Origin of the sequence: Ornithinibacillus salinisoli, from assembly GCF_042684965.1 — a bacterium.
Taxonomy (GTDB): domain Bacteria; phylum Bacillota; class Bacilli; order Bacillales; family Amphibacillaceae; genus Ornithinibacillus; species Ornithinibacillus salinisoli.
The window spans coordinates 1-3043 of sequence record NZ_JBHUMI010000037.1; the positions used below are offsets into that span (position 1 = coordinate 1).

The 3043-nt window shown below is 30.5% G+C and carries 4 protein-coding genes; all 4 read left to right on the forward strand.

From position 1 onward, the window contains the following. The first annotated feature begins 543 nt into the window (after positions 1-543). The 4 genes from ACFSTA_RS18760 (at position 544) to ACFSTA_RS18775 (ending at position 2597) form a co-directional block, all read left to right on the forward strand. Complete coding sequence (locus tag ACFSTA_RS18760) at positions 544-948, forward strand: hypothetical protein (RefSeq protein ID WP_377558369.1); 405 nt, start codon at positions 544-546, stop codon at positions 946-948. 121 nt (positions 949-1069) lie between these two features. Beyond that, a complete protein-coding gene (locus ACFSTA_RS18765; protein WP_377558370.1) occupies positions 1070-1447 on the forward strand; it encodes a hypothetical protein in 378 nt (125 codons plus the stop codon). 204 nt (positions 1448-1651) lie between these two features. Further along, positions 1652-1867 (forward strand): glycosyl transferase, encoded by a 216-nt coding sequence (locus ACFSTA_RS18770; protein ID WP_377558371.1) that lies wholly within the window; start codon positions 1652-1654, stop codon positions 1865-1867. 211 nt (positions 1868-2078) lie between these two features. Beyond that, positions 2079-2597 carry a hypothetical protein gene (locus ACFSTA_RS18775; protein ID WP_377558372.1) on the forward strand — a complete coding sequence of 173 codons (519 nt, stop codon included), beginning with the start codon at positions 2079-2081 and terminating at the stop codon, positions 2595-2597. The last annotated feature ends 446 nt before the right edge of the window (positions 2598-3043 follow it).

Below are 3043 nucleotides of genomic sequence, written 5' to 3' on the forward strand. Positions count from 1 at the left end.
TTATCTTTATAAGCCTGGATTACCTCCAGTTTAAGTTCAATAGAACAAGCTCGATTAGACATAAAAATTCCCCCTAAGGTGAACAGATTTTTTTTTAATCTGTCTACCTTAAGGGGAGCATATCATTGAATTTTGAATCATAGTTCGGATTTTTCTTTGACTAACCACTTTTGCCCCTGTCTCTTTACAATTATATTTGTTTTGAGTAGAGTTTGTGAAATAATGTTGTAAATTGATTATTGCGGATGAATTGAGCCACTTGTGCGGAGTTTTGAGCCATTGATTGCGGAAGATAGAGCCAACGTTTGCGAATGGGTGAGCCAGCAATATAAATAAGAACAACCTCTTTTATAATAAGAGTTGCGAAGCTTTACCCTTTTGGATTTTTTATCTGAAGGGGGTTTTTCCTTGTAAAAGACTTACATATTTAATTAGTTCAGTGTAAACTGAATTTATAGAAATAATTGAAATCTTATATAATTTGTGAAGGGATTCACTTAAACTAATGACGCAGTTTAGTTTAAGTACAAAAGGAGGATAGGGATGGAAATTAAAATAGCAGACAAACCAGTCTGGAAAATAATTGCGATAGTTGCGTTTGTATTTGCGGCAGTACAATTTTGGGGAGCTAATAATTATTATTCCTCTACTTATTTTTTTTCGGCAATATGTTTCATCTTATTAGGAATATCTTTTTTAACAAGAAAAAATCTAACTTATTTAACCTTAACAAATGATATTCTCACCATACACCTCCAAGGTTTAGGTATGTTGGGTAAGAAGAAGGTTAAATACAGTGAAATCAAAAAGTGTGAAGTTTTGGGTAAGGAAGTTTTTCTTTACTTAAAAAATGGACGTAAATATAAACTTAAAAATGACTGGATATCATACGATGACTTTTCTAAACTTAAAAAGCAATTGGAATCCTATTCAATCGATATTAGGTAATTAGATAATAAAGAAAAAATATTCAAGAAACGGGTGCAATAGTTCAAGAATTTAGTAAACTACAAACCTAAATTTATTATATTTATGAATAAGATCAAAGTTTATGAATAGGAGGCTAAGAATGAAATTTGTGATTTATTTTGCCCTCATTATCATTGTTTCCGTTGGGCTTACAGGGTGTACGGATTCTGACAATCAAGTTATTTTTAGTGGGAAGAGTAAACATTGGGATGTTGAGATTGTTAAACATAAGGAAACCGGATTATCTAATATCCATTTTACCCCTAAGAAAATTGATGAAAAAAATTTAAAACAGATTGAAATTAGCATTGATCGTGAACAAAGACATATAGGTTTAGAAATAGAGCTAATAAAAAAAGGTGAACAAATCACCACCCCAATACCTAATGATATGTTGGAGGATTATGAGGGTTCGATAGAAGTAACAATGTCTTGGGATTCTGTATCTTCAGAAGAGCTAGAACTGGTAAGTAGGTAAAATATTATACTCTAAACTGTAGTATTAACCTAACGGATGTTATGCTAACGGGGGCAATAGTTCAAGAAGGGACCATCAAAATATGATGATCTTTATTTTTATAATATATGTTTTGAATATTATGTTAATATTTAACTATGATGTTGTTGTGAAAACGGGGCAGAAGAATTGAAGAGTTTTATTATATAAGGGGGAAATCGATTTATGAACAGGCGGTCAATAACTTATTTTATTTTAGGTATTCTTATTTTATTGGTTAGTTCGCCTTCGGGTCACAGCTTAGTTAATATCGTATATCGAAACACGAATTTAACTGGAGAATATGTACCAATTCTAAACGGCTTTATACATTCATTGATGCTAATTGGTATTTTGGTGTTTAGTGTTGGAATAATTACTTACATAAAAGATAATAAATAATTATTGCATTAACGGGTGCAAGAGTTGAACAAGGCGATCTTTAAATCAGGTCGTCTTTTTATTTACTCGGATATATTTGGAATATTACGTTATTATTGAGTTGTAGAGTTATTGAAGTAACGAGCAGGATAGTTTAACAAACTAACCTAAATTAAGCATGTCCTTACATAAAAATCATATATATCTATAAATGCTTAAGGGGGACAAAACCATGAAGAATACTAGAATTAACTTTATTTATATTTGTTTCTTTTTTGTATTATTTATTGTTTTAGTTCCCTTTTCCACTAATAAAAATCAAAATACTGTTGAATCTAACCTATTGCACATCGTTGCATATATTCTTGAAATGCATTCAGATGAAACTTTATTGTATGTAGGTGAAAGTGAAAATTGGGAAATTATCTTCATTGTCAATGAAAATGATAACGGAATAATTGACTTTATTGACGTTTTTAGATATAGAGGTAAGATTGATAACTCGTTAATTAAACCCAAAAATAATAAGTTACCAATATCGTATAAAATCTATAAGCCTGGTGTAGGTACTAAGAGCGGAAAAGCTTTTTTATCAGAAGATGGAACATTTTTTGGCAGTGGTGGGAATGGTAGTGAGAAATACAATACTAAAACGATTTTAAAGGTTGTTATAGAATGGGATGGAAAAGAAGAGGAAATAGAGTTGAGATATAAAGACACAACAACAGTTTATGACCTTAAGTCTATGTAAATCTTGTAAATCAATATCGTCATAGATAGCCATTACGTTTTTCGAAGGATTAATCTAAATATTTAGTATGTTATGTTATTGTAAAAGAAAGTAAAATGAAACTGTCGCTCCAAAGTTATTCATTAAATTTTAAAACAATTGACAATGGAGGGGGATTATATCAAAAAGGCTATAATTGGATTAATAAGTGGATTGTTATTTGCCATAATTTGCTTTATTACAGTGATGGTAACGTTTCTGATTTGTTATTATGTCTTAGATGTTCGTGTTCAGTCGTGGGGTGGTGTCCCGTACGTAGAAGTTGCTATTTATTATAACTTATAAATGCTAGTTTATAAATGTACATAAATGATCATTTAAGAATGTACAACTCTGATCGATAAATGCATACTGAATTTGGGGTGAGGAGAATGCATTTATCGATTAATTTAACAACGGACTTTAAA

Excerpts from the sequence above, each read along its gene's own strand:
- ACFSTA_RS18760 (WP_377558369.1), top strand. The coding sequence starts at position 544 with ATGGAAATTAAAATAGCAGACAAACCAGTCTGGAAAATAATTGCGATA.
- ACFSTA_RS18765 (WP_377558370.1), top strand. The coding sequence starts at position 1,070 with ATGAAATTTGTGATTTATTTTGCCCTCATTATCATTGTTTCCGTTGGG.
- ACFSTA_RS18770 (WP_377558371.1), top strand. The coding sequence starts at position 1,652 with ATGAACAGGCGGTCAATAACTTATTTTATTTTAGGTATTCTTATTTTA.
- ACFSTA_RS18775 (WP_377558372.1), top strand. The coding sequence starts at position 2,079 with ATGAAGAATACTAGAATTAACTTTATTTATATTTGTTTCTTTTTTGTA.